Here is an 18,420-nt window from a genome sequence, read left to right as displayed (position 1 = left end):
TCCAGATCCACCCCCGGTCGCGCGGGCACGGCGCCATGACCGAGCTCGCTCTGTACCTCGAGATCCGCCTCGTCACCGGCCGCTTCCACGGCCTCGGGGACTGGCCGCCCTCGCCGTTCCGCCTGTTCTCGGCGCTGGTCGCGGGGGCGTTCGCCGGGCAATGGGGTGCCGAGGATCCGGCGCCCAAGCAGGCCGTGTTCCGCTGGTTGGAGCGTCTGCCCCCGCCGACGATCGCGGCGCCGTTCACGACGGTGGCCCGTTCGACCACGATCTACGTGCCGAACAACGACCTCGACGCCGTCGACGGCGACCCGGACCGCGTCGCCGAGATCCGCGGCTCGACCAAGACCTTCCGCCCGCGCCTGTTCGATCCGGACGTGCCGTTGCTCTACGTCTGGCGCCTCGCCGGCGACGGCGCCCCCGCCGCCGACCTGCTCGGGCTCGCCGAGCGGCTGCACACCCTCGGCCGGGGCATCGACCCGGCCTTCGCACGCGGCGAGATCCTCGAGGCCGCCGAAGCGGAGCGCCGGCTGACGGACCACGGCGGACCGGTGTTCCGGCCCGGCGGTGCGGGCGTGTCGAGCCTCCCCTGCCCGGGGGCGGGCAGCTTCGACCAGCTCGCCGCGCGCCACGCCGCGACGCTGAAGCGGTTCGAGGCCCGGGCCGACGGCCGCAGCCGGCGAACGGTCTTCACCCAGGCGCCGAGGCCGACGCCGTTGCTGGTTCCCTACGACGCCCCTGACCAGGTCCTGCTCTACGATCTCGTCCGGCCGACCGGCGAGCGCGTCGTCCGCGACGGCCGGACCGCGCTCCGCCTCGCCGAAACCGTACGCGACCGTCTCGCCGAGCGCCTGATCGCGGCGATGCCGGGCCGCGAGGCCGAGATCCGCCGCATCGTCCGCGGCGAAGGCGCCGGCGACGCGGACAAGCGGCGCCGGCTCGCCTTCCTGCCGCTGCCCTCGATCGGACACGCGCAGTCCGACTTCGGCATTCGCCGGGTCGCCGTGCGCGTGCCGGCGGAATGTCCCCTGCTCCCGGACGATCTGCGCTGGGGCCTCTCCGGCCTCGACCTCGGCGACGTCGATCCGAAGACTGGCGAAGCGCCGGACGACGACGGCCCCATCCTGATGGAAGCGGAAGAGCGCGGCATGCTCGGCCACTACGCGGGCTCACCGTCCCGGCGCTGGCGGAGCGTCACGCCGGTCGCGCTGCCGCGAACGCCCCACCGTGGCGGTGGCGGCGCGGAGCGGCTCCGCTCCGAGGCCGATGCGGCCAAGGCCCTGCTGCAGGCGCTGCGCCATGCCGGTCTGGACTCCACGGCGGCGGCGGTGCGGATCCAGCGCGAGCCCTTCGACGCCCACGGCACCCGGGCGGACACGCTCGACGCGGGCCGGTTCGATCCCGGCCGTCTCGTCCACGCCGAACTGGACTTCCCGCGGCCGATCGCCGGCCCGGTCGTCGTCGGTGACGGCCGTTTCCTCGGCCTCGGCCTGTTCCGGCCATCGCGGACGGCGCCCGCCATCGTCGCCTTCGCGCTCGCCGAACCGGTGGCCGAGGCCGCCGGTCCGGCGCTGGTCGCCGCCTTCCGCCGGGCCCTGATGGCACGGGTCGGTTCCCACCTCGGGCAACGCGACGGTCTGCCGGCGTTCTTCTCGGGCCACGAGGCCGACGGGAGCCCCTGCGCCGCCGAACCGCACGCCCACCTTTTCGTAGCCCTGGACCCCGGGCCGGCGCCGCGCCTCCTCGCCATCGCCCCGCACCGGGTCGACCGCCGCCCCCGCGGCCGCGACCTGCCCTACGAACGCGAGTGCCGCCGGTTGGACGAGGCGCTCGCCGGTCTCGTCGACCTCAGGGCCGGCACCGCCGGGCGCTTCACGCTCGCCCCGCTGCGCGAGCCTGGCGACGGCGACCCGCTGATCGGCCCATTCCGGAGCTTCGTCTCGGCGACGCCCTACTGCCCGTGCCGCCATCCCGGCCGCCGCGCCGATCCCGCCGCCTTCGTCGCCGACGACGCCGCCTCGGCCTGCCGCACATTCGGGCTGCCGTCGCCGGTGGTCACCGTTCTGGACCTCGCCCGCGGCCGCCGCGGCGGCCTCGCCGCCCGCCTGCGGCTCGACTTCGCCGTGGCCGTCGAGGGGCCCATCCTCCTCGGCCGCGACGCGCACACGGGCGGCGGCCTGTTCCGCGGGGTGGAGGGGCGTTGAGGGCGAGGTCCGGGCGCGGAACCACATCCGAAGTCGCCGCTCGACCGTGGGCAGCGCCGTGCAGGTCCATGCGCGGAGCGAGACGCGGCGCGCCTCGCGGCCGGCCACGCAGCTGGAGACGCGGGCGCCTTCACGACCGCGTCCGCTGACCGATTCACCCGGCACAATCGGCATCGGGCAACGCTGCGACGCCGCGCCGGTAACGTCGCGACCGGGACGGGTCCCGGCTCGCCGATGCGAACAGGGAGCCCACCGCCGCCCCCACGGCCGCCGCTCCGACGAGGAGATCGGCGGCGGCGGTCGCGGCTCGTCCAGGCCGGAGCTGCTCCCGGCACGCATGATTGCCGCCGGACACGACCGGCCCGTTTCATGCACCCTGTCCGTGCAGGAGATCCGCCATGTCTCCTTCCGATACGAAATCGACCACGCCGCCCCCTGCCGCCACGCCCACGTCGTCGCGCCAGGGCGAACTGCCGCTGTTCGCGCCGAGCGCCGGCATCGACGAGATCCTCGTTCCCGCGCGCATGGTCAACGAGTGGGGCTGTTGCCCGCGCCTCGCCGTGCTCGAATGGGGGCGCGGGGAATGGGCGGGCAGCGTCGACGCCGCCGCCGCCGGCCACCCCCGCCCTGCCGCTCTACGTGCAGACGCCGGGGGCGCGCATCACCAAGAAGGACTTCACGCTGGTGATCCAGGTGGAGGGCGAGGCCGACCGCACCGTGCCGCTCGACGAGGTCTCCGACGTCGTCCTCGCCGGCCCGGTGTCGCTGACGACGCCGGCGGTGCACGAACTCCTGCGCCGCGACGTCTCCGTCACCTGGATGTCCTCCGGCTTCTGGTATCTCGGCTCGACCGGCCGCGAGGGCCCGAAGAGCGCCGTCAACCGCACTGCGCAATACACCTTCGCCGCCGACGACGCCCGCCGCCTCGCCTTCGCCCGCGAACTGGTCGCGGCGAAGATCCGCAACGGCCGCACCATGCTGCGCCGCAACTGGCGCGGCGAGACCGGCGAGCGCGGCCCCGTGCTCGACCGTCTCGCCCTCCTCGCCGACCGTACGGCCCGCGCAGAGACCCGCGACGGCCTGCTCGGCCTCGAGGGCGAGGCGGCCGCGCTCTACTTCCGCGCCCTGCCGAAACTGTTCGCCGAGCCCGTCGCCACCATGCCGGCCTTCGCGTTCGAGCGGCGCAACCGCCGCCCGCCGGCCGATCCGGTCAACGCCTGCCTGTCGCTGGCCTACGCCCTCCTCACGCGCACCTTCGCCTCGGCCACCTCGGCGGTGGGCCTCGACCCGTGGAAGGGCGTCTACCACGTCGAACGCCCCGGCCGTCCGGCACTGGCGCTGGACCTGATCGAGCCGTTCCGCCCGCTGCTCGCCGACAGCGCCGTGCTGATGGCGCTGAACAACGGCGAACTCGGATCGGACGACTTCGTCTTCGCCGCCGGCGGCTGCAACCTGACGCCGAGGTCCCGTCGCACCCTCGTCGCCGCCTACGAACGCCGGCTCGACCAGGAAACCACCCATCCCGCCTTCGGCTACCAGATCTCCATGCGCCGGCTGATCCAGGTGCAGGCGCGCCTGTTCGCCCGCTTCTGCGCCGGCGAGATCCCGCGCTATCCGCACTACGTCCCGCGCTGACGGAACCGCCACAATGCCCGCCACGCCCGCGCCGGCCCGCCGCTCCAACGCCGAACACGCCTATGTCGTCACCTACGACATCGCCGATCCGAAGCGCTGGCGGCGCGTCTTCAAGATCATGAAGGGCTACGGCCGCTGGCTGCAGCTCTCCGTCTTCCATTGCCGGCTCGACGGCGGCCGCCGCATCGAGATGGCCGCCGCCCTGGAAGCGTCGATCGACCACGGCAGCGACCACGTCCTCATCCTGGACCTCGGCCCGGCCGACGACGTCGACCTGCAGGTCGAGAGCCTCGGCAAGAGCTTCGCGCCAATCGTGCGCGAGGCGGTGGTGATCTGACGGTCGGCGAGGTCGGGCCGAAATCGGCGGCTGCACCCGCGACCACCGCCTCGCGCTGCGCTACACTCCCGCGAGCGGTCCGTCGCAACCCGAACCGGCGCCAGCGCTCGCACCCGGCCAAACCGTCGAGGTGGATCACGTTCTTTGATATCGTCCAGCTCTGTCGGGCCTCGTCGTACGAACCGGCGACGGCCCTGCCGGCGACCCCTCGCATCTGCACTCGCGAGCCCTTCGTCCCGCAGGGAAAATGCAAGGGGGCCTACTTCCCGGCCCAACGGCCGGGACCTCATTGAAGCAAGGAAGAGCAGCGCCGCGTGTCCAACGCAGTGTCCGGCCTACTTCCCGGCCCAACGGCCGGGACCTCATTGAAGCGACCCAGAGGCCGGCGTGGAACTCGTGCACGATGATCTACTTCCCGGCCCAACGGCCGGGACCTCATTGAAGCGCGATCCGCCGAGCGTGGTGGTGCGACTGGATGCCGCTACTTCCCGGCCCAACGGCCGGGACCTCATTGAAGCGCCGTCGCCCATCCCGCCAGCTTCGCCACTCCGGCGTCTACTTCCCGGCCCAACGGCCGGGACCTCATTGAAGCGACGCCGAATGCCGGGCGCTTTTCCCCGGAACCGAAACCCTACTTCCCGGCCCAACGGCCGGGACCTCATTGAAGCGGCCTGCTCTACAGGGTCGTCCGGGTCCAAGTTCCGTCTACTTCCCGGCCCAACGGCCGGGACCTCATTGAAGCGGCGAGGCGACCGACGTCGAGATCGAGACCCACCGGCCTACTTCCCGGCCCAACGGCCGGGACCTCATTGAAGCCACGTCGCGTCGCACCAGGAGATCGCGGTCGTCTCGGCTACTTCCCGGCCCAACGGCCGGGACCTCATTGAAGCGCCGAGGTGACGCCGCCGCCGGAGCCGCCGCCGCCGCCTACTTCCCGGCCCAACGGCCGGGACCTCATTGAAGCACGTGCACGATCGTCGTCGTCCGGGACATGTAGGCGACTACTTCCCGGCCCAGCGGCCGGGACCTCATTGAAGCCGCGACACGCTGGTGACGCTCGACCGGATGCGCGCCCTACTTCCCGGCCCAACGGCCGGGACCTCATTGAAGCGTGCCGATCGTCCGCACGAAGGCCCCCGGGTAGAGATCCTACTTCCCCGCCCAACGGCCGGGACCTCATTGAAGCGCTTTCTCGGTGGTGATGCAGCCGGCCAGCATCAGGCAGCTACTTCCCGGCCCAACGGCCGGGACCTCATTGAAGCGCCACGTGGCACACCTGCACCTGCCCCGGTCCCGATCGTGTGCCCTACTTCCCGGCCCAACGGCCGGGACCTCATTGAAGCACTTCCGCGCCGTCACGGGCGAGCTTGATGAACTCGCTACTTCCCGGCCCAACGGCCGGGACCTCATTGAAGCGAGGAGACCCACACCGACGAGGGCGGCCAGCCGCTGCGGCTACTTCCCGGCCCAACGGCCGGGACCTCATTGAAGCAGCCCGGCCCTGCGCGAATTCATCGCCGGCCGCACGCCTACTTCCCGGCCCAACGGCCGGGAACTCATTGAAGCTGTTCGGCGACGTAGCTCAGCGCCTGGAAAGCCTCGACTACTTCCCGGCCCAACGGCCGGGACCTCATTGAAGCCGCGTCCTGTCGGCGCCCGGGGCCTCGACCTACTACCTACTTCCCGGCCAACGGCCGGGACCTCATTGAAGCATGTTCTCCTGCCGGCGCTGGTTGAACGCACCGGAGCTACTTCCCGGCCCAACGGCCGGGACCTCATTGAAGCCAGTCACGCCCATCAGGTGCGAAATCAACGGAAACCCTACTTCCCGGCCCAACGGCCGGGACCTCATTGAAGCCGACAACGACGCCTCGGAAAGCGAGGTCGCACCGCACCACTACTTCCCGGCCCAACGGCCGGGACCTCATTGCAGCATATTTTCCCGGATTTCCGCGGCGTCGGCCCGCGTCCTACTTCCCGGCCCAACGGCCGGGACCTCATTGAAGCACTTGATCGGCGGTAAGGTCTTGTGCGTCGCCCGTCGCTACTTCCCGGCCCAACGGCCGGGACCTCATTGAAGCGACCAGTCCTCGCGCGCGGCGTCGCAGAGGTCCGGCGAGCTACTTCCCGGCCCAACGGCCGGGATCTCATTGAAGCGACTACGGCCGGGGCTACGCCGTCGGCGACTTCACCGACTACTTCCCGGCCCAACGGCCGGGACCTCATTGAAGCGCGTACTCGCGGCCCGCGGCCTCGTCGAACGCCTTGTCCACTTCCCGGCCCAACGGCCGGGACCTCATTCAAGCGTCGCGAAGCGCAGGCGGGTGACGCCTTCCGGCAGCACCACTTCCCGGCCCGACGGCCGGGCCTCGTCGAAGCGTCTCGGCCGGGGCTGACGGCATGACGTCGCGGTCGAGCGGGATCGGGCCCCGGCCCGACGGCTCGAGACGTCCAGGCGACGGGGGGGCCGCGACGATCTGCGGCGGTTCGGTGGTCCGTGCGACCGTACGGGGGCCGAGGCGGGCGGCCGGAAGGGCCGTGTCGAACCGCCGTCGTCGCCGACCCGATCGTCGTTTTGCAGAGGGAGAGGGGTGGTACAGCTGGCTGGGCTTGAACCAGCGACCTTCGGAGCCACAATCCGCAATTTCGATCATATTATCAGATAGTTGAAAAAGCAGCCTGCGTCAAACCAGCTACTGACCATCAATGACTTACGGGCGATTTGTCAAACCCGCCGACGGATCGCACGGCAATTGCTCGGGCTTCCTCCAGACACTCGAGCACATCGAATCGACTATCACCAAGCATGCATTGGCAGCACTCATCCTCAAGGGGAAAATTTCACTCTTGCGTATATTGTCATTTAATCGCAAAGCAGAATCGGCGCCTCAGGCGTCCTGTCCAAATCTCGCAATCAGACCTCCTCGGAAGTCTCTTACGGGATGGAAATAATCCATAAGTAGCCTCAACATATTCTTTCTAGCTTTATCTCTTGCACCCCCCGCAAAATTCGAGAGGGCCATAAACACGTCTGCGTGAGAACGTCGATTTACCATAGCAGTATCATAAACACCATAGACTCTGGTTAGCTTTTTGTTCGCATCCATGCGCCTAAACAAGGCTACTGGTGCCTCAAAGGCCCCCACTAGATACCTTCTAGAACCAGAATTTTTTGTAGCGCGCGCCAGTACTTCCTCTGCCGTCTCAATAATATCTACCTCCGTTGCATAGCGCGAACGAAGAGTAGAAAGACCAAAACTCTCCGCCGAAGAGAGCGCTGAAGAAATTATCCGATCTTCGGTTGGATGAATATCTGCCGGAGAAACCACCAGTCTAATTATCATCTCCTCATCCATAACGACGCCAGGAGAATAGCGCGACACTGAACATTGATCGCATGCGCAATTCATCGCCTCTGCGTCAATAATTGCAGCTCGCCCAATAGGGCTGCCCTGAAACAGCCTTGAGCAAAATGCACACTCCGCATTCAGATCGACAGCGCTGCACAAAGTTCCACAAGCTCACTAGGAATCGTAGAGCCTCTTGCGTACTTGTCTTCTCCCCAGGCGTCAATATCCTTACCATCTGCCGCCCAAGCGATACTATCATTACTAAAGGTGATTTCGATGGATCCGTGCTCTGAAAAAAGCGCGATCACGGCGCGACCATCTGCATGCAAGTCGGCAAAGACCTTAGATGACGACTTTAAATTCAAGTTTGACAGAAAATAACCTGCAAGCAACAGAGCGCCCTGCTGCGGCCTCTCCGCCATGTAACCATCCCAGCCGGCATCGTAAGACGCAAAGCGTGTTAGTGCATCCAGCGCTATATCAATGTATGAGACTGGCGACAGCAGGTGGATTGAGTCATATCCCTTCGCGCCTAACGTGGGCGGAGGAATATTGTCAGCATCTTCCCGCGTCGAACCAGTCAGAGAACCCCACCGCCTAGGAAACGGCGGATCAGAAAATACAACAGTTGATAAACTCCCAATAGTGGAAGAGACAGGATACTCCTCCTCTACTGAGGAGCTTAGCTTACTCATAGGGGGAGCGACCGTCCTAGCGGAAGCCAGGAACGCGAAAACGAGCGCCTCCGCGGGAGATGCCGGAACCATAATTTTGCCGTCAGACCAAGCCAACGCGAGTGCGGTACTCTGGGGTTATAGTCTGGGCAAAAAGATTCTTCAAGGTTGTATGGAGGTCGTCGAGTCGCTCTCGAATGTACGCGGGCTTCAGCACCCCTGAGGGCGCGCCGCTGTATCCATCAGAAGGCAGAAGCCTGTCCTCGCCAAAAGTTCGAATAAGGATGGTTCGAACAACCCCAGAAGGTCGATTTGCGTCAACACACTCCACATTCACGTTGATCAGACGCTGAAGGCCATCGCTCGTTTTTACGAACTGACCGAAATGTGAATGCCACATTTGACCTGTAGCAGAAGCCGTAAGCGCATGAGGCGCGGCCCAGGGTCCAGAAAAATCCAAAAGCTCCGCTACCGGAGCCTTCTTTGCATCACCAGAAAATAGAAATCTATCAAAGTACTCAAGGCGAATAACCGCCACACCGACGAAACCTAACAACTGCGTCAGCATTGCATCATTTACAAGCCTCTGAAAATCGGCGATGAATTCAGCCCATCGTTCGTACTTTTCAATAGCAAATGCAATGCTATTTCGATCTACTTTTATTTCCGCAACAACCCTTCCACCATCAATCTTCTGGAATGCACGCCCCACAACACCAGCACTTGCGGTCGGTACTTGTGGAGCTTGAGGTCCCCTCGCTCCCATAGCTACATTGAGTTCCATCACATCTACTTGTGTAGCCAACCCCATGGCGGCAGCTTCATTCCCCACCTCTGGAAGAATGTAGTTCACAAGCGTTAGTTGCGGCAACATCTCAACAAAGTTGATACTGGCAATCACCCGCTCGATCGAGTGGTGCGGGCGGAGAGGTTGCCAAGCGCTCATAGTGAGAAGTGTCCTCAAATTGGCCTTACGTCGTGGCCGTTGGGCCCGCCGCTTTCGTTTACAGACCAGATAGGCACGAGTCCATAAGGTGCGCTCCCGAGCAATCTAGCACGGTGGCCATGCAAACTCTCGCTCGGTTTAGCTCCTCTCTAGGTCGCCATTTTTTGAGGTCGTTGAATTCTGGCATCTAGCGATGCGCCATCGCCACCCACTTGAACACCGTCGGCAGGTAGCTCGCGAGCGCCCCGCCGATGCCGATCACCGCGACGATCGCCCACCGTGCGCCGCGGGCCTGCGTCAGCAGATCCCGCAGTTCCCCGACTGCCTCCCTGAGCTCCCGCAGCTCCTCCGCTTGCCGGCCGCCAGCCTCCCCCATGTAGCGGACCTCGGTTTCCAGGGCCGCGATCCGCTCGCGGAGTGCGTCATCCGTCACGGCAGCACCTCGGGTCTCGACAATCTCGGTGATGGTGGACGATCGTCATCGCCCGAGCGGCTTGCGCGCAGCCAGCGCCCCCAGAGCGCGAAGAGGCCGCCGAGCACGGCGGCCGCGGCCGTCGCGAGATCCGTCAGCACCACTACACTGTCGACGATCTGGCGCTGGTCCTCGGCGGTCACCGTGTTTCCAGGATGCCGGCCAGTCCGGCGGCGACCGCGACGAGCGAGCCCAGCGTCACCGGCGAGCGCTACCACGGCTCGCGGTTGGCGAGGTAGTCGAGCGTCGGCGCGAGCGCCGTGGTGACCGCCGTGGTGGCCGGGTCCACGTCGGCCGGCTGCATCGCGGTCGACGGCGACGCCGCCACCGCGCCGAGGGCGCGCGCCACCCCGGCGGCGATACGGGGATCGTCCGACATGCTCGTCTCTCCTTGTTCAGGGTTTCACCAGTCGAAGTCCGGCGCCTTGGCTGTCCGCGGCCCCACGACGCCGTCGACCGCCAAGCCGAGCTCGCGCTGCGCAGCCCGCACGGCCTGTTCGGTAGCGTTGCCGTACCAGCCGTCGGGCGCGCCCGCGGCACAGCCCCGACCAGCGAGGCGCATCCGCAGCACCCACACCGCCTCGCCCTTTTCCCCGCGGCGCAGCACGCCTCGGCCGGCGGAAAGGGGGGCCGCGGCGCAGGCCATCGGCCGTTCGCGAGGCGGCCCCACGAGGATAATCCACGCCTTGACCGACGGAACCGGCCGGCCGCTCGCCTTCGTGCTGAGCCCCGGCAACGTGGCCGACATCACCGTCGCGCCTGATCTGCTGCGCCTTGCTCCCCCGTCCCGGATCTTCTTGGGCGATCAGGGATACGACGCCCGCTTCCTCCGGGAGCTGGCGGCAAGCAGGGGCGCGCGCGTCGTCATTCCCAACCATCCGACGCGCCGCAACCCGCACCCTTTCGACCCAGAGGCCTACAAGGCCCGCAACGCAATCGAACCCATGTTCTGCCGCATCAAGGACTTCCGCAGAATCGCCACACGCTACGACCGACTCGCTCGAAACTTCGCTTCTGCCGTCGCTCTCGTCGCCGCAATCACGTGGTGGACGTGATTGAGTCTGGACCCTAGGGCGACAGCGCATGCCGGACCGATTGTGCGACTTTCGCCTGAAACCGCTGCGCTGGTGGCCGTCGCCCAGCGCGCCTTCGCGATCGAGCCGGAGCGTGATCAGATCGCGCGCCTCGTCTGCACCGAGAGCCGCACGTGTGATCGCCCCTGCACGCGATGTGTCGGACGCGCCAACCTGATTCAGCGCCTCTATAGGGGAGAAAACGGCTCGTTCGATGATCTGCCCGACCCCGGTGCCGGCGCACCGCGTCGGACGCCACCTTGGCGATCGTCAACAAAGCCTGATCCGCGGACAGTCGTAACGGCTAGAGCCCTGCGAGTGTTCAGCTGGCTTCGATAGCGGTAATTTTTCCGTTTTTTCCGGAAAAAGGCTTGTCGTCGCCGCAAAACCGCGTATCATGGTTCACGCCGTTAACCACGGCTCGTAACTCTTAGCCTCAGCGACACTCAGAACAACGGGAGCAACAAGCATGTCTGAGCTAGTTACATACACAGGGCGCCTAGCCCTGGTTGTCTTAATCCGCACCTCGCTTGAAAGGCTGGGAACCCTAATCTTTCATGGAGTACTAGTAACTATGGTTACTAATCTTATTTACGATTTTGATAAGATCACAAAACAAATATCTCGTTCTTCAAAGCGCGGAAATTCTAGTCTATATAGATTGGTTCATTACTTGTCTTCTCGTATCACCGATGAAAATAATGGAACTGGTGATGATAAAGATTTTCGAATGAACGCTCCGCAAGCAGAGGTTCTCTACACATCACTAATTTTAGAACATCAGGGAAATGAAAAATTTACGGTTGCTGACCTCGTTCTTGTTATAAGTCTACGTGACAAGCGGGCAGCTTCTTTTAGTCGGATCTACGATGCTATCGGGGGACTAGTGAGATCTGGATATATTGTTGGGCTTGCACAATTCGCCGAAAGCAATCGCGGGCGTCCCAGCCGTCAATACCAACTCACTGAGCACGGGCGAGCCGCCGCTACTGCGCTCGCCTATCTAGCCTGTGCCGACCACGCAGCCTCACGGCGGCAGCAGAGCATCGCCCATGCGGCCCTCGAAGAGCAGCAGGGCGACGATGGCGGGTGCGCCTCCGCCTGAATGAGGAAGGAGAACGGCGACAATGGAGGCTCTTATGCTTGGAATATTCAACGTTGAACTACGTGGAGAAGATCATCATGAAAGAAGAGGACGGTATCCGCCCGAACCTGCTTTTGGGCTCAAACCTTCAGCTTTCGGAGCTGGAGAACATCGTCGGCCCGATTCCGGCGGACAAACGCAATGCAGCGCGCGCTACCGCGTACGAACTCTACGAACGGTATCGCTCATGCGGACTGTCGCACGAGGACACCGTCGACCTCTTGCGGTCGCATTTTGGGGAGGAGGCTCAATCCGTCCGGACAAAAAACCTCATGATACGCGTATTCGAGACTATCCGCGTAGGCGGGAACTTGGCACGCATCCTCGACTACTTTGACGGCGGCGGGCCTTGGCATCTCTGACGCCAAGGCCTTAGTCATTCCGATATACTCTAGCCTGACCACCCTTCGCGCCAACGGAGGGTGGTTCTTTTTTTAGCTGGGAACCTTTAACAAAAAATAAATTTTTGAGCAACCGTTTGGTTCCGCCCCCTTTGAGATACGCGCCTCAAAAACTCTTGAGTTCCTCGTGAGTGAAAGCGCCCCGCCCCCCCTGGGGTCGAGTGATGAACGAATGCTCCAACAGGTTTAGCAGCGCAACATTTCCCTATTTCACGGCCCGCCGGGCGGCAGACCGCCGCCGCGGATCGCCATCCACACCAGCCCGAGCATGCCGACCGTGAGCAGCCCGACCGCGCTCACGATGCCCTGTCGCTTGACCGCCGCCACGCTGAGCCGCCAGTCGCGCAGGTGCTGCATGTCCGCCTGCACCTCGCGCGGGTCGGCCGCGTCGATCCCGAGCGCGATGAGCGTCTCGCGGACCGCCTCCTTGGCCGCCTCGCGGGCGATGGTGCGGACCCTTTCGTCGTCGATCTCCATGCCTCGCCCTCTCACCCGCCGCCACGCCGTCGATTCGATCTCCGTCAGCCCCGCGCCGCCTGGACGTTGAGCTTGTCCGCGATGATCCCGGCGAGTTTGCCCGGGGTCGCCCCCGTCTGCCGCAGGAGATCCGGCAGGCGCTCCTGCGAAGCGTTGATGGCGCGGGCGGCGGCGCGCGAGCGGACGTCGAGGGAGAGATCCGCCTTCCCGACCTCCGCCTGCGCGGTCGCGAGCGCGCCGGCGACGATGCGATCGAGCGCCGTGTGCAGGAGCGCGTTGGCACGCGAGGCCTCCTCGATCTTGAGCCACCGGCGCAGGCGGTCGGCGGCGGCGGCGGCGAGAATGCCGAGCAGCGCCACGATCACCTGGATCGCAAGCGAGGTGATCGGCGTGAGGTCGACCACTGTCGAAGATGGGGCCGGCGGCGCATCGGCCGCCATCGCCGTCACGATCAGAAACCCGATGATGGCGCAGGCGGCATAGATGCCGAGGCCGAGGGCGAGCGCGGCGATCACCCATCGGCCGGACCCGGCGGCGGGTCTCAGTGGGGCAAGCGGGCGTGCGCGAGGGATCATGCGAGGCATGTCGTCGTCTCCTTGTGTGTCGAGGGGATGAGGCGGGACGTCAGCCCGCCGGCCAGAAGTTGAGCCCGAGGGCGGCGGCGGTCTTGTGTCCGACCTTGCCGTCCACGACGAGCCGCTGCTCGCCCTGGAAAGCCCGCACCGCCTGCTCGGTGATGCGGCCGAACCACCCGTCCGCGGCGCCGGCGGCGTAGCCCCGATCGCCAAGTCGCATCTGCATTGCCCGCACCAGCTCGCCCTTGTCGCCGAGCCGCAGCACGCCATCACCGAGCGCCGCCTCCGGCTGCGGAGGGCGCTGCTCGAGAGCCGCGGCATGGGCCCTGGCGAGACGCCCGTCGTAGTCGTGCCGCCGATACGCAGGTCCGTTGTAGCCGCGGGCGAAGCGCGCCCAGTCATGGGCCTGCAGCGGCACGTCGAGCCGCCGGGCACGGATGAAGGCGAGCATCGTCCCGACCTGCTCGGCCTCGCTCCGCATGGCGCATTCCACCATCTCGACCACCGACGCGTGGCCGCAGAGGCGCCAATTCTCCCCGAGGGTCTGGCCGATCCCCCAGCTGCACGACATCAGTGCCGCCACCGGGTCGATTGCGCAGGCCGCGACGAGGTCGGCATAGCGCTGGTCGGCGCTCGCCGGGTAATGCCCCGGCCGCCACACCGGCCACGCGAGGCCGGCATCCTGCGCTTGCCGGCGCTTTGCCACGTCGAGGCAGCGGAAGAACACGTGCGGTTCCCTGAGCATCGTCGGCCGCCCGGACCGATCGAATCCGGTCCCCGCCGCCTCGACCTGGAGAACGGCGGCGAGCACGGCCGGGTCCAGACCGGCCGCGCGCGCCATCACCGCCACATCGTCGCGCCCGAGCGGCTCCGCTCGCCCGCGGAAACCCGCGGCGATCATCTCGTCGATCGTCATGATCCCTCGCTTCAGTGGATGGGGACGCAGGTGATCGGATAGGTCCCGCTGCGGTCGGCCGCCCGCGAGAGCACGATCGTGCCGGGTGACCCGGCGGTGCGGCCGGCGATCGTCGTCGGCTGGTCGGAAATGAACCAGTCCTCGCCGTAGATCGACCCGCGCAAGGCGTCGCCGACGAAGATCGAATCGGTCATCTGGCCCGCGAAGCCGTCACCGCGGCCCGCGTTTGTGAGCGTCGCCGATCCGGCTGTCGCCGTGGCGACGTAGACCTCCTCGGTCAGCACCAAGTCGGGCTGCACGATGATCAGGTATCCCGACAGCGCGAGATCCGAGAGATAGTTGATCTGCGTCGCCCCGGTCGTCACGTCGAGGCGCAGGTTGTTCTCCTGCTTGATCGTGACGAGCCTGTTCCCGCTGCCGTCGGGAGCACCGACGGACGTCACGACGAAGATGGTGGCGGTCGCCGTGTGGTAGAGCCCCCAGCCGACCGCCAGCCTGTAGCCGGAACCCCAACCCCACACCGCCGACTTCAGGGTGAAGCGCGCCGTGTCGATCCCGGTCCAGGTCAGGTCCTCGAGGGTGTAGGTGGAGTCCATCGCCAACAGGGCGTCGGTCACCTGCCGCAGCGTCCACAGGCGGCCGGAGCGCGCCCGGAAGCGCTTGACCGCCTGATCCTTCGGCATCCGCGCGCGACGTCCGGCGGAGGTGAAGAAGTAGAGCTCGTCGCCCATCCGCCTCGTCGAGAGAGCCCCGTCCGCGTACTCGGCGAACGGTACCGTCGTCTGCCCCTCCCAGCGCGACCGGTCGACACCGTTCGTGTTGAAGCGGCTCGATCCGGTCAACCACCCGCCGCAGTAGCGCAGCATGGGCAACGTCTCGGCCGCCGGCGGCCCGAACTCTGCGCCGCGCAGGATGCAGTCGCGCACGGTGAGGTCCGGATTGCCTCCCTGGGTTATCGCGATGATCCGCGGCGGTCCGACGATCGCGCAACGGTCGAGGACCACCGACTGGCGCTCGCCGGTCTCGATCATCGCCGCCGGCACTTCTCCGGTCAGGTCCGTCCCGGTCAGGAACTCGCAACCGACCAGCGCGAGGGGATAATTGTATCCGGCCGACCCGACGAACCGGCCGAGCCGGCCCATGATCTCGATGTAGATCCGGTGGAACTCGACGACGCCGGAGAAGGCGGACACGTCGAAATCGAACAACTCGTAGACCAGCGACCCGGACAGATTGTCGAACACCCCGTTGCACTTGCCGGAGCCGTCGCCGTAGAGGCTTCCGGAGACCGCGGTCTTCACGCCGTTGAGAAGATTGTGGCCGCGGGTCTGGTTGCGCGCCTGCGTGTTGTAGACCCCGGACGCGATCACGCATGCACCGATGAAGCACTCGGTGGCCCGCTCGAAGTCCCCCTGGTTGGGAGAGTTCGGCCCGGTGATGGTCCCGATCGCGAAACCCATGATCTGACAGCGATCCATCACCGGCTCGCTGGTCAGCGGCATGCCGTAGGCCGTCGGGACGCCCGCCGGCAGCACGCGTCCATACGGCGCGACGGGCGCGATGCCGGCGTAGGGATCCACCGCGATACCGGCGAGCGGCGAGCGGCGGTTGAGGCCGCCCGGCACCGTGCCACCCCAGGGCAAAGTCGGCGGCAGCCAATCCAGCGTGTCCGGCGCCAGTTCGTTCACGTCGAGGAGAGCCTGGATGTAATTGTAGATCGGCCCGTAGAGCGCCGCCGCCACGATCCCCGACCGCCGTCCGCCGGTGATCGACACGCCGGGCCGATCGGTCGCGGTGAAGACGTAGGCCGCACCGCCGATGGCGGCGGCGAATTGCGCCTTGTGCGGGCCGTGCAGACGGATCTCCCGGAAGCCGAGCCCGTCGCCGATCTGAATGCCCGTCGGGTAGTGATAGATGCCGGGCCGCTGCGGCAGGTCCGCATCGGACCGGCCGGTTGCGATCATGCCCGCCACCATGACGTCGATGCTCGCCGAATTGTCCGTGCCGCCGACGGTGGCCGGGTTGATCTTGCGCCAGCAGTTGAGGCGATGGACGCCGGCCGGGATCGTCCGGCTCATCCGCACGGACGTCGCCGACAGGATCTCGGCGATGGTGGTCGGCGTCGCGATGGCGGTCGAGGGCTGCGAATGCCATCGCACCGAGCACACCTCCATCCCTTCGGCGAGGCCGTCGGTGCTCGCGACGGTGACGACCGCCGTGCCGGTCGACGTCGCGGTGACCATCTTGCCACCGAGCGGGAGCGTGGCGTCGCCCACGGCGCCGAACTGCTCCTGCCGCCAGCGCCCGGTCAGGATCCACGCCGCCGACCCGTCCCCGCCGGTCGGGACGATGATCCATCCCGCATTGTCGACATAGGTGCCAGGCGCGCCGATCTCGGCGACGTAGAGCCCGTCGCCGCGGTCGCCGGCGGCGTAGTAACCGGCGGTGCGCACACGCATGCCGGCGCGCGGCGCGATCGTCCGCAGTACCGCGACGGTGGTGGCGGTCACCTCGACGCCGCCGGCATCGGCGAGCGCCGTCGCCTCGGCGGCGTGCGTCCCGTAGAGCGTCCAGGCGCCGGCGCCGCCCTGGGCGAGCGCGTCGTAGTGCAGGATGTAGCGCAGCCCGGTGATCATCTCGCCCGACCGCACCCGCCGCTCGCCGCTCGGCGTGCGCACCACGATCGGTTTCGCCGGCTTCCCGTTCACCGCGAGCGTGGCATTGGCGACGGCGTCGGCGTGCATCCTGACCGCGAAGGCGAGACCGTCGGCATAGGCGCTGAAGGCCTGTCCGCTCGCCAGCGTCAGGGCAGCCGAGGTGCCGCTCGTCGTCAGCCCCCCGCCGAGTTCGGGATAGGCGGCGAGTGGCGGCACGGTGCCGCTCGCCGACGACGCGTTGAGGCGGGTGGCATAGGACGCCAGCAGTCCCATTTCGGATTCTCCGTCAGAGCGCGCCGGCCACGAGGGCCAGCATGGTGGTGTCCTCGACCCGGATCGTCTCGACCTGCGTCCGATGCGTGCCGCCGAAGGTGCGGACGTACACGGCCGCGTAGACCACGCCCGCCGGCCAGACGACGTCGATGTCGGTGCCCGCCTCGCCTGCGACGGTCGCCGACAAGAGCACCCGGCCGTCGATGGCGAAGAGGTTCTCGGATCGCACCAGAACCACCGGCGCGATCGGCATCAGCGCCTTCGCGCTGGTCAGCGCGACGAGACCGAGTTCCACGGCGTCGATCGCCGGGTCGACCGGATCGACCGCACGGCGGACGGCGGCGGTGACCGTGAACACGCGTCCCGGTTCGAGACGCCAGACGCGGCGCGGGGAAACCGTCGCCTCGCCCTGGAGCTCGACGACGAGACCGTCGGCGCTCTCGCGCACCAGCGCGCCGTCGAGCGGGACCTTGTCGTCGAAGGCGCCGGCGAGGTCGGCGGAGAAGCACCACGGTGCGTCGCCCGGGCGCTCGTCGAGCCCGCTTGCGGCGGCCGTCGCCGCCCGCCACAGCGCCGCCGCCGCCTCGACCGCGGCGACCCGCGCCTCGACGGCATCGGCGCGGGCGTCGAGGCTCGCCTCTCCGCCACGCGCCGCCGAGATCTCCGCGGCGGCGGCGGCGGTCGCCGCTTCGACCCCGAGGAGGCGCGTCTCGGCACCGGAGAGACGCAGGAAGGCGGAACCATTCGCCGCCTCCACGCTGGAAAGTCGCGCCTCGGCGACGCTCGCCCGCCCGTCGAGGTCGGCGACCTCGGCGGAAAGATCGGCATCGCCTGCGATCCGCGCCGCCGTCTCGGCGTCGAGCGCGGTCGCCGCCGCCTTCTGGGCGAGGCCGGTCGGGGCGATCCACTGATAGCCGAAGCCACCGCCGACCTTCGGGGCGGACGCGTAGAAGCCCGCGTTCGCCACGGTCAGGCCGGTCACCGGATCGACGTGCGTGCCGGTGTCGGTGTCGGGGATCTGAGCGCCGAGGTTCGCGGCGCCGGGCGTCTGCGCCGCCAGCGCCAATGCACCGGAACCCGCCCAGGTCGCGTAGACCTTGGGCGCGGTTCGGTCGATCGCGATCGCCTCGGCGACCTGGGCGGAGAGGTCCGCGGTGGTGATCCTGACCGTGGTGGCGACGCCGCCGACCACGTGGTGACCCATGACCTCGTCGACGAGCGAAGCCCTCGGGAGATTCGGCGAACCGACCCCGGCACCGGTGTTGCTCATGATGTCTTCCTGTTCG

General features: G+C 67.0%; 19 protein-coding genes and 1 CRISPR repeat array. Of the genes, 6 read left to right on the top strand and 13 right to left on the bottom strand.

From position 1 onward, the window contains the following. Positions 1-35 precede the first annotated feature (35 nt). Positions 36-2,204, top strand: coding sequence for a type I-G CRISPR-associated protein Csb2 (csb2, locus tag EDD54_RS11285; protein ID WP_126541264.1), 2,169 nt, complete (start codon positions 36-38; stop codon positions 2,202-2,204). A gap of 367 nt (positions 2,205-2,571) precedes the next feature. On the opposite strand, the gene EDD54_RS23645 is transcribed toward csb2, so the two are convergent. Next, complete coding sequence (locus EDD54_RS23645) at positions 2,572-2,703, bottom strand: hypothetical protein (RefSeq protein ID WP_281009952.1); 132 nt, start codon at positions 2,701-2,703, stop codon at positions 2,572-2,574. Positions 2,704-2,843: 140 nt separating this feature from the next. Here EDD54_RS23645 and cas1 point away from each other — a divergent pair, with 140 nt between their 5' ends. Together cas1 and cas2 are read left to right on the top strand one after the other, a co-directional pair. After that, a complete protein-coding gene (gene cas1, locus EDD54_RS11280) occupies positions 2,844-3,839 on the top strand; it encodes a CRISPR-associated endonuclease Cas1 (protein ID WP_245515728.1) in 996 nt (331 codons plus the stop codon). Positions 3,840-3,852: 13 nt separating this feature from the next. Then, a complete protein-coding gene (gene cas2 / locus EDD54_RS11275) occupies positions 3,853-4,176 on the top strand; it encodes a CRISPR-associated endonuclease Cas2 (RefSeq protein WP_126541262.1) in 324 nt (107 codons plus the stop codon). Between the two features lie 259 nt (positions 4,177-4,435). Continuing rightward, positions 4,436-6,482: direct repeats of the CRISPR family, unit length 37 nt; unit sequence CTACTTCCCGGCCCAACGGCCGGGACCTCATTGAAGC. A 582-nt stretch (positions 6,483-7,064) separates the two neighbouring features. Here the strand turns inward: cas2 and EDD54_RS11270 are convergent. From EDD54_RS11270 to EDD54_RS11245, 7 genes are all read right to left on the bottom strand, one after another. Then, positions 7,065-7,559 (bottom strand): hypothetical protein, encoded by a 495-nt coding sequence (locus EDD54_RS11270; RefSeq protein ID WP_126541261.1) that lies wholly within the window; start codon positions 7,557-7,559, stop codon positions 7,065-7,067. 104 nt (positions 7,560-7,663) lie between these two features. Further along, on the bottom strand, positions 7,664-7,948 hold the full coding sequence (locus tag EDD54_RS11265; RefSeq protein WP_126541260.1) for a hypothetical protein: 285 nt from the start codon (positions 7,946-7,948) through the stop codon (positions 7,664-7,666). A gap of 355 nt (positions 7,949-8,303) precedes the next feature. Then, complete coding sequence (locus EDD54_RS11260) at positions 8,304-9,101, bottom strand: TIGR04255 family protein (protein WP_165644357.1); 798 nt, start codon at positions 9,099-9,101, stop codon at positions 8,304-8,306. A gap of 232 nt (positions 9,102-9,333) precedes the next feature. Beyond that, a complete protein-coding gene (locus EDD54_RS11255; RefSeq protein ID WP_126541258.1) occupies positions 9,334-9,579 on the bottom strand; it encodes a hypothetical protein in 246 nt (81 codons plus the stop codon). Next, a complete protein-coding gene (locus tag EDD54_RS11250; RefSeq protein WP_126541257.1) occupies positions 9,576-9,761 on the bottom strand; it encodes a hypothetical protein in 186 nt (61 codons plus the stop codon). The genes EDD54_RS11255 and EDD54_RS11250 overlap by 4 nt, the downstream gene beginning before the upstream one ends. 68 nt (positions 9,762-9,829) lie before the next feature. Beyond that, on the bottom strand, positions 9,830-9,997 hold the full coding sequence (locus tag EDD54_RS22975) for a hypothetical protein (protein WP_165644358.1): 168 nt from the start codon (positions 9,995-9,997) through the stop codon (positions 9,830-9,832). Between the two features lie 24 nt (positions 9,998-10,021). After that, complete coding sequence (locus EDD54_RS11245) at positions 10,022-10,264, bottom strand: peptidoglycan-binding domain-containing protein (protein ID WP_126541256.1); 243 nt, start codon at positions 10,262-10,264, stop codon at positions 10,022-10,024. Here EDD54_RS11245 and EDD54_RS11240 point away from each other — a divergent pair. The 3 genes from EDD54_RS11240 (at position 10,179) to EDD54_RS11230 (ending at position 12,197) form a co-directional block, all read left to right on the top strand. After that, positions 10,179-10,673: an IS5 family transposase gene (locus tag EDD54_RS11240; RefSeq protein ID WP_245515746.1), complete on the top strand. Its 495-nt coding sequence runs from the start codon at positions 10,179-10,181 to the stop codon at positions 10,671-10,673. The two genes, EDD54_RS11245 and EDD54_RS11240, sit on opposite strands and share 86 nt — an antisense overlap. Before the next feature lie 487 nt (positions 10,674-11,160). Next, positions 11,161-11,796 carry a hypothetical protein gene (locus tag EDD54_RS11235; protein ID WP_126541254.1) on the top strand — a complete coding sequence of 212 codons (636 nt, stop codon included), beginning with the start codon at positions 11,161-11,163 and terminating at the stop codon, positions 11,794-11,796. A gap of 62 nt (positions 11,797-11,858) precedes the next feature. After that, complete coding sequence (locus tag EDD54_RS11230) at positions 11,859-12,197, top strand: hypothetical protein (RefSeq protein ID WP_208112179.1); 339 nt, start codon at positions 11,859-11,861, stop codon at positions 12,195-12,197. 249 nt (positions 12,198-12,446) lie between these two features. Here the strand turns inward: EDD54_RS11230 and EDD54_RS11225 are convergent, their stop codons facing one another. The 5 genes from EDD54_RS11225 to EDD54_RS11205 form a co-directional block, all read right to left on the bottom strand. Then, a complete protein-coding gene (locus EDD54_RS11225; RefSeq protein WP_126541252.1) occupies positions 12,447-12,713 on the bottom strand; it encodes a hypothetical protein in 267 nt (88 codons plus the stop codon). Between the two features lie 44 nt (positions 12,714-12,757). Further along, positions 12,758-13,228 (bottom strand): hypothetical protein, encoded by a 471-nt coding sequence (locus tag EDD54_RS11220; RefSeq protein ID WP_126541251.1) that lies wholly within the window; start codon positions 13,226-13,228, stop codon positions 12,758-12,760. 109 nt (positions 13,229-13,337) lie between these two features. Further along, positions 13,338-14,204, bottom strand: coding sequence for an N-acetylmuramidase domain-containing protein (locus EDD54_RS11215; protein ID WP_126541250.1), 867 nt, complete (start codon positions 14,202-14,204; stop codon positions 13,338-13,340). An 11-nt stretch (positions 14,205-14,215) separates the two neighbouring features. Beyond that, complete coding sequence (locus tag EDD54_RS11210; protein ID WP_126541249.1) at positions 14,216-17,134, bottom strand: hypothetical protein; 2,919 nt, start codon at positions 17,132-17,134, stop codon at positions 14,216-14,218. A gap of 13 nt (positions 17,135-17,147) precedes the next feature. Next, entirely contained in the window at positions 17,148-18,404 is a 1,257-nt protein-coding gene (locus EDD54_RS11205; RefSeq protein WP_126541248.1) for a hypothetical protein, read from the bottom strand. Positions 18,405-18,420 lie beyond the last annotated feature (16 nt).

The sequence above is a fragment of the Oharaeibacter diazotrophicus genome (assembly GCF_004362745.1).
GTDB lineage: Bacteria > Pseudomonadota > Alphaproteobacteria > Rhizobiales > Pleomorphomonadaceae > Oharaeibacter > Oharaeibacter diazotrophicus.
The sequence above is the reverse complement of the archived record's forward strand: the minus strand, read 5'-3'. Positions and strand labels throughout refer to the sequence as shown.

What these genes read in the sequence shown, in the direction of transcription:
- csb2 (WP_126541264.1), top strand. Translation starts at nt 36, where the DNA reads ATGACCGAGCTCGCTCTGTACCTCGAGATCCGCCTCGTCACCGGCCGC.
- EDD54_RS23645 (WP_281009952.1), bottom strand. Translation starts at nt 2,703, where the DNA reads ATGCCGGCGCTCGGCGCGAACAGCGGCAGTTCGCCCTGGCGCGACGAC.
- cas2 (WP_126541262.1), top strand. Translation starts at nt 3,853, where the DNA reads ATGCCCGCCACGCCCGCGCCGGCCCGCCGCTCCAACGCCGAACACGCC.
- EDD54_RS11265 (WP_126541260.1), bottom strand. Translation starts at nt 7,948, where the DNA reads ATGGCGGAGAGGCCGCAGCAGGGCGCTCTGTTGCTTGCAGGTTATTTT.
- EDD54_RS22975 (WP_165644358.1), bottom strand. Translation starts at nt 9,997, where the DNA reads ATGTCGGACGATCCCCGTATCGCCGCCGGGGTGGCGCGCGCCCTCGGC.
- EDD54_RS11245 (WP_126541256.1), bottom strand. Translation starts at nt 10,264, where the DNA reads ATGGCCTGCGCCGCGGCCCCCCTTTCCGCCGGCCGAGGCGTGCTGCGC.
- EDD54_RS11235 (WP_126541254.1), top strand. Translation starts at nt 11,161, where the DNA reads ATGTCTGAGCTAGTTACATACACAGGGCGCCTAGCCCTGGTTGTCTTA.
- EDD54_RS11225 (WP_126541252.1), bottom strand. Translation starts at nt 12,713, where the DNA reads ATGGAGATCGACGACGAAAGGGTCCGCACCATCGCCCGCGAGGCGGCC.
- EDD54_RS11215 (WP_126541250.1), bottom strand. Translation starts at nt 14,204, where the DNA reads ATGACGATCGACGAGATGATCGCCGCGGGTTTCCGCGGGCGAGCGGAG.
- EDD54_RS11210 (WP_126541249.1), bottom strand. Translation starts at nt 17,134, where the DNA reads ATGGGACTGCTGGCGTCCTATGCCACCCGCCTCAACGCGTCGTCGGCG.
- EDD54_RS11205 (WP_126541248.1), bottom strand. Translation starts at nt 18,404, where the DNA reads ATGAGCAACACCGGTGCCGGGGTCGGTTCGCCGAATCTCCCGAGGGCT.